Annotated in this window: 5 protein-coding genes; 1 reads left to right on the top strand and 4 read right to left on the bottom strand. The window is 73.4% G+C overall.

What is annotated here, in order from left to right:
* Positions 1–71 precede the first annotated feature (71 nt).
* The 4 genes from ilvD to EF918_RS31515 form a co-directional block, all read right to left on the bottom strand.
* Positions 72–1,922, bottom strand: coding sequence for a dihydroxy-acid dehydratase (gene ilvD, locus EF918_RS31530; RefSeq protein ID WP_125652341.1), 1,851 nt, complete (start codon positions 1,920–1,922; stop codon positions 72–74).
* 125 nt (positions 1,923–2,047) lie between these two features.
* Positions 2,048–2,590, bottom strand: a complete 543-nt coding sequence (locus EF918_RS31525) for a TetR family transcriptional regulator (RefSeq protein WP_125652340.1) — start codon at positions 2,588–2,590, stop codon at positions 2,048–2,050.
* The gene (locus tag EF918_RS31520) at positions 2,485–3,450 is read right to left on the bottom strand and encodes a sugar phosphate isomerase/epimerase (protein ID WP_125652339.1); all 966 of its coding nucleotides are present in this window, start codon (positions 3,448–3,450) and stop codon (positions 2,485–2,487) included. Before EF918_RS31520 ends, EF918_RS31525 begins: the two co-directional genes overlap by 106 nt.
* Positions 3,451–3,638: 188 nt before the next feature.
* Positions 3,639–4,577, bottom strand: coding sequence for a Ppx/GppA phosphatase family protein (locus EF918_RS31515; protein ID WP_125652338.1), 939 nt, complete (start codon positions 4,575–4,577; stop codon positions 3,639–3,641).
* Between the two features lie 62 nt (positions 4,578–4,639).
* Between EF918_RS31515 and EF918_RS31510 the strand changes: the two genes are divergently transcribed.
* Positions 4,640–5,587 carry a hypothetical protein gene (locus EF918_RS31510; RefSeq protein WP_125652337.1) on the top strand — a complete coding sequence of 316 codons (948 nt, stop codon included), beginning with the start codon at positions 4,640–4,642 and terminating at the stop codon, positions 5,585–5,587.
* Positions 5,588–5,804: the final 217 nt, after the last annotated feature.

The following is a 5,804-nucleotide window of genomic DNA, read 5'->3' as shown; positions in this document are numbered from 1 at the left end:
GCCGAGGGCCGGGGGCCCGGAGCTCAGCCGAGGTCAGGCCCGGGGGCCGGGGGTGGGCGAGGCCCGTGTTGTCAGGTGAGCTTGGAGACGTCGCGGACCGCGCCCTTGTCCGCACTCGTCGCCATGGCCGCATAGGCCTTCAGCGCGGCCGAGACCTTGCGCTGGCGGTTGCGCGGAGCGTAGACGCCGGCCAGGGCCTCGCGACGGGTGGCCAGGGTGGCCTCGTCGACCAGGAGGTCGATCTGGCGGTTCGGGATGTCGATGCGGATGCGGTCGCCGTCCTCGACCAGGGCGATCGTGCCGCCCGAGGCCGCCTCCGGCGAGGCGTGGCCGATCGACAGGCCGGAGGTGCCGCCCGAGAAGCGGCCGTCCGTGACCAGGGCGCAGGTCTTGCCCAGGCCGCGGCCCTTCAGGAACGACGTCGGGTAGAGCATCTCCTGCATGCCGGGGCCGCCGCGCGGGCCCTCGTAGCGGATGACGACCACGTCGCCCGCCTTGACCTGCTTGGTCAGGATCTTCTCGACCGCCTCGTCCTGCGACTCGCAGACGACCGCGGGGCCCTCGAAGGTCCAGATGGACTCGTCCACGCCGGCCGTCTTCACGACGCAGCCGTCCTCGGCGATGTTGCCGCGCAGGACCGCCAGGCCGCCGTCCTTGCTGTACGCGTGCTCGACGGAGCGGATGCAGCCGTGCTCGGCGTCCAGGTCGAGGGCGTCCCAGCGCTCGGACTGGGAGAAGGCGGTGGCGGAGCGCTTGCAGCCGGGGGCCGCGTGCCACAGTTCCATGGCCTCGGGCGACGCCGTGCCACCGCGGGCGTCCCAGGTGCCGAGCCAGTCCTCCAGGTTCTTCGAGTGGACCGTCGTGACGTCCTTGTTCAGCAGCCCGCCGCGGTGGAGTTCGCCGAGGATGGCGGGGATGCCGCCGGCCCGGTGGACGTCCTCCATGTAGTACGTGCCGCCGGGAGCGACGTTCGGGGCGACCTTGGCCAGGCACGGCACGCGCCGCGAGACCTCGTCGATGTCCTTGAGGTCGTAGTCCAGGCCCGCCTCCTGCGCGGCGGCCAGCAGGTGCAGGATCGTGTTCGTGGAGCCGCCCATGGCGATGTCCAGGGCCATGGCGTTCTCGAAGGCCTGGCGGGTGGCGATGTTGCGCGGCAGGACGGACTCGTCGCCGTCCTCGTAGTAGCGCTTGGTGATCTCCACGACCGTGCGGCCGGCGTTCTCGTACAGGGCGCGGCGGGCGGTGTGGGTGGCGAGGACCGAGCCGTTGCCGGGGAGGGCCAGGCCGATGGCCTCGGCGAGGCAGTTCATGGAGTTGGCGGTGAACATGCCGGAACAGGAGCCGCAGGTGGGACAGGCGTTCTCCTCGATGCGGAGCACGTCCTCGTCGGAGACGTTCTCGTTGGAGGCGTCCACCATCGCGTCGATCAGGTCCAGCTTGCGGACCGTGCCGTCGACCAGGACGGCCTGGCCGGCCTCCATCGGGCCGCCGGAGACGAAGACCACGGGGATGTTGAGGCGCATCGCGGCCATCAGCATGCCGGGGGTGATCTTGTCGCAGTTGGAGATGCAGATCAGGGCGTCGGCGCAGTGCGCCTCGACCATGTACTCCACGCTGTCGGCGATCAGGTCGCGGGAGGGGAGCGAGTACAGCATGCCGCCGTGGCCCATCGCGATGCCGTCGTCGACGGCGATGGTGTTGAACTCGCGCGGGACGGCGCCGGCGGCGCGGATGGCGTCGGAGACGATCCGGCCGACGGGGGCGAGGTGGGTGTGCCCGGGGACGAACTCGGTGAAGGAGTTGGCCACCGCGATGATCGGCTTGCCGATGTCCTCGCTCGCTACGCCCGACGCGCGCATGAGCGCACGAGCGCCTGCCATGTTGCGGCCGTGGGTGACGGTGCGGGACCTCAGCTCGGGCATCGGGTACTCCCCATGATGGCGGCGGCGCTCACGCGCCTGCCGCGTCCGTGGATATGGCTCGGATACGAGGCTACGCCTCCTGGCCCGGGATACGGACGGCTTGTCCGGATGCCGGGACGGGAGGATCAGCCCTCGGTCAGGTACCGCTGGAGGGTGGGGGCCACCAGCTCGACGATCTTCTCGGGGTCCGCGGAGGCCAGCGGCTCGACCTGGACGACGTAGCGCAGGACCGCGATGCCGACCATGTGGGAGGCGGCGAGCTCGGCCCGGAAGGTGGGGTCGGGGACGTCGAGGTCGGCGGCGACCCGCTCCAGCAGGCGGCGCAGGACCAGGTCGCGCAGGACCCGGGCGGCGGCCTCGTGGGTGAGGGCCGAGCGGATCACGGCCAGGAGCGGGGCCCGGGTGACGGGGTTCTCCCAGATGCCGAGGAAGTAGCGGACCAGGCGCTCGCCGATGCCGTCGGGGCCGGTGCCCAGGATCTGCGGGACCAGGACGGCCGGCTCCAGGCTCAGCTCGATGGTGTCGGCGAACAGCTCGTCCTTGCTGCCGAAGTAGTGGTGGATCAGGGCGGGGTCCACCCCGGCCGTCTTGGCGATCCCGCGCAGCGAGGTCTTGTCGTAGCCGCGCGCGGCGAACTCGGAGCGGGCGGCGAGGCGGATCCGCTCCATGGCGCCGGGGCCGTTGTCGGCCTCGTCCTGGCGGGGCCGGCGCGGCCCCGGCCGCTGCTCGCCGCCAGGTGCAGCCGGGTGAAGGCCAGGGCCTCGGCGAGGTCGGCCTCGCGCTCGGCGGAGGACATGGCCCGGCGGGTGTTGACCTCGATGACGACGTGCCCGCCGAAACCGGTCCGGGCGAGGCGTTCGAGCAGTTCGGCGCACGGCTGGGTGCCACGGCCGGGTACGAGGTGCTCGTCCTTGCTGGAGCCGTTGCCGTCGGCGAGGTGGACGTGGGCGAGGCGCTCGCCCATGCGGTCGATCATCGCGGTGGCGTCGGTGCGGGCGGTCGCGGTGTGCGAGAGGTCGATCGTGAAGTGGCGGTAGTCGTCCTTGGTGACGTCCCACTCGGGCGCGTACGCGAGCATCTCGCGGTCGCGGTAGCGCCAGGGGTACATGTTCTCGACGGCGAAGCGGACGTCGGTCTCCTCGGCCATCCGCCAGATCCCGCCCACGAACTCGCGGCTGTACTGGCGCTGCCAGCGGAACGGCGGGTGCACGACGACGGTGGACGCGCCGAGCCGTTCGGCCGCGGAGCGGGCGCGCTGGAGCTTGGTCCACGGGTCGGTGGACCACACCCGCTGGGTGATCAGCAGGCAGGGGGCGTGGATGGCGAGGACGGGCACGCCGTGGTGGTCGGAGAGCCGGCGCAGGGCGTCGACGTCCTGGCTGACGGGGTCGTTCCAGACCATGACCTCGACGCCGTCGTAGCCGAGGCGCGCGGCGATCTCGAAGGCCGTCGCCGTGGACTCCGGATAGACGGAGGCGGTGGACAGGGCGACCTTCGCGTCCGGGATGCGCACCACTGGTTCTGCCACGAGGGACAGGGTACGGGGCGCGTGTTCGGGCCGCCGGTAGTGGTCGGCCACCGGGCCGGACGCCGACGGGCGACGCCAGGCCCACGCCACCGGCCGGGGTCGGCCACCGGACCGACGGCGGGCCGGTGCCGGCGGCCGGGGCGGGCCGGTGCCGGCGGCCCGGGCGGGCCGGCCCGGGCGCCGGCGGGTCAGGCGCCCGTGGTCGGCAGGTGGTCCAGGCGGCGGAGGATGACGCCCTCGCGCAGGGCCCAGGGGCAGATCTCCACGTCGTCCACGCCGAACAGGTCCATGGCGCCTTCGGCGACCAGCGCCCCCGCCAGCAGCTGCCGGGCCCGGCCCTCCGAGACGCCGGGCAGGGTGCAGCGCTCGGCGACCGTCATCGTGGCCAGCCGCGGCACCCACTCCTCCAGCGACTTGCGGCTCAGCGTGCGCGGCACGTACAGGCCCTCGGCGGATCGGGCGGCGCCCGCGATCCGGGCGAGCTGCTTGAAGGTCTTGGACGTGGCGACCACGTGGTCCGGGGCTCCGAGCCGGGTGAACTCGCCGACCGCCCGGGCGATCTGCGCCCGCGCGTGCCGCCGCAGCGCCCGTACGTCGTCCGGCTGCGGCGGGTCGCCGGGCAGCCAGCCCGCCGTCAGCCGGCCGGCGCCCAGCGGCAGCGACACCGCGGCGTCGGGCTCCTCGTCCATGCCCAGCGCGATCTCCAGCGAGCCCCCGCCGATGTCCAGGACCAGCAGCTTGCCCGCCGACCAGCCGAACCAGCGGCGTACCGCCAGGAACGTCAGCCGGGCCTCGTCCTCGCCGCTGAGCGCCTGGAGGTCCACGCCCGTCTCGGTACGGACCCGCTCCAGCACCGCGTCGGCGTTGGTGGCCTCGCGCACGGCCGAGGTCGCGAAGGGCAGGACGTCCTCGCACCCCTTGTCCTCGGCGGCCTGCACCGCGCCCGCGATGACCGTGACGAGCCGCTCGACGCCCTCGTCGGTGACGGCGCCGTGCTCGTCGAGCAGCTCCGCCAGCCGCAGTTCCACCTTGTGCGAGTGCGCCGGAAGCGGACGCGCACCGGGGTGCGCGTCCATCACCAGCAGGTGGACCGTGTTCGAACCCACGTCAAGGACACCGAGTCTCATACGCGAAACGCTACTGGCACGGACGCGGACGGGTGACCTTAGGGGCGCTTAGGCTTGGGTTTGTGCCAGACACGAAGAAGGCCAAGAGCAAGAAGTCCGGTAAGTCCGGTGAGACCGGCACGTCCGGTAAGACCGCTACGACCGGCCGGCCCGGCAAGGCCGGCAAGGCCCCCGGCACCGGTGGGACCGGCCCGGCCGAGGGCGTCGCGGTCGCGTTCCGCCCCGAGCCCGACGAGAAGGGCCTGGACTTCGCGCGGGCCTGGGTGGAGTTCCCCGACCCCGCCGACGACGAGCAGGTCTTCCGCTGCGACCTGACCTGGCTGACCTCCCGCTGGACCTGCATCTTCGGCAAGGGCTGCCAGGGCATCCAGGAGGGCCGCGCCGACGACGGCTGCTGCACGCTCGGCGCGCACTTCTCCGACGAGGACGACGAGGCCCGGGTGGCCGGGCACGTGGCCCGGCTGACGCCGGAGCTGTGGCAGTTCCACGAGGTGGGCACGGCCTCCGGCTGGACCCAGCTCGACGACGACGGGGAGAAGCAGACCCGCCGCTGGAAGGGTTCGTGCATCTTCCAGAACCGGCCCGGTTTCCCCGGTGGCGCCGGCTGCTCACTGCACATCCTGGCGCTGCGGGAGGGCCGCGAGCCGCTGGAGACCAAGCCGGACGTGTGCTGGCAGCTGCCGATCCGGCGCACGTACGACTGGATCGACCGGCCCGACGACACCCGGGTGCTGCAGATCTCCATCGGTGAGTACGACCGGCGCGGCTGGGGCCCGGGCGGTCACGACCTGCACTGGTGGTGCACGTCGGCGACCTCCGCGCACGGGGCCGGCGAGCCGGTCTACGTGTCGTACCGGGCGGAACTGACCGAGCTGATGGGCAAGGCGGGCTACGACGCCCTGGTCGAGCTGTGCGAGGCACGGCTCGCCTCGCTGCTGCCGATGGCCCCGCACCCGGCCGACCCCCCGGCCCCGGCGCAGGACGCGGCCCGGGGCAAGGGCCGGGCCTAGGCCGCCGGCCCGGGCCTGCGGCCGGTCCCTGAGCCCCGCGGGCCGCGTACGGCGCCGCGTACGGCGCGCGGCGTGCGACGGGTCAGCCGGTCGGGGTGGCCGACGGGTCGGCCGGGGCCGGGCTGCCGGTGCCCTGCGTGGCGGTCGGTTCCGGGTCCGGGGTGGTCGGCGTGGGCGTGGGCGTCGGGGTCGGCGTGGGTGTCGGCCCGGGGGGCGT

Origin of the sequence: Streptomyces sp. WAC06614 (assembly GCF_003949795.1) — a bacterium.
Taxonomy (GTDB): domain Bacteria; phylum Actinomycetota; class Actinomycetes; order Streptomycetales; family Streptomycetaceae; genus Streptomyces.
This window is presented reverse-complemented; position numbering and strand designations above follow the sequence as displayed.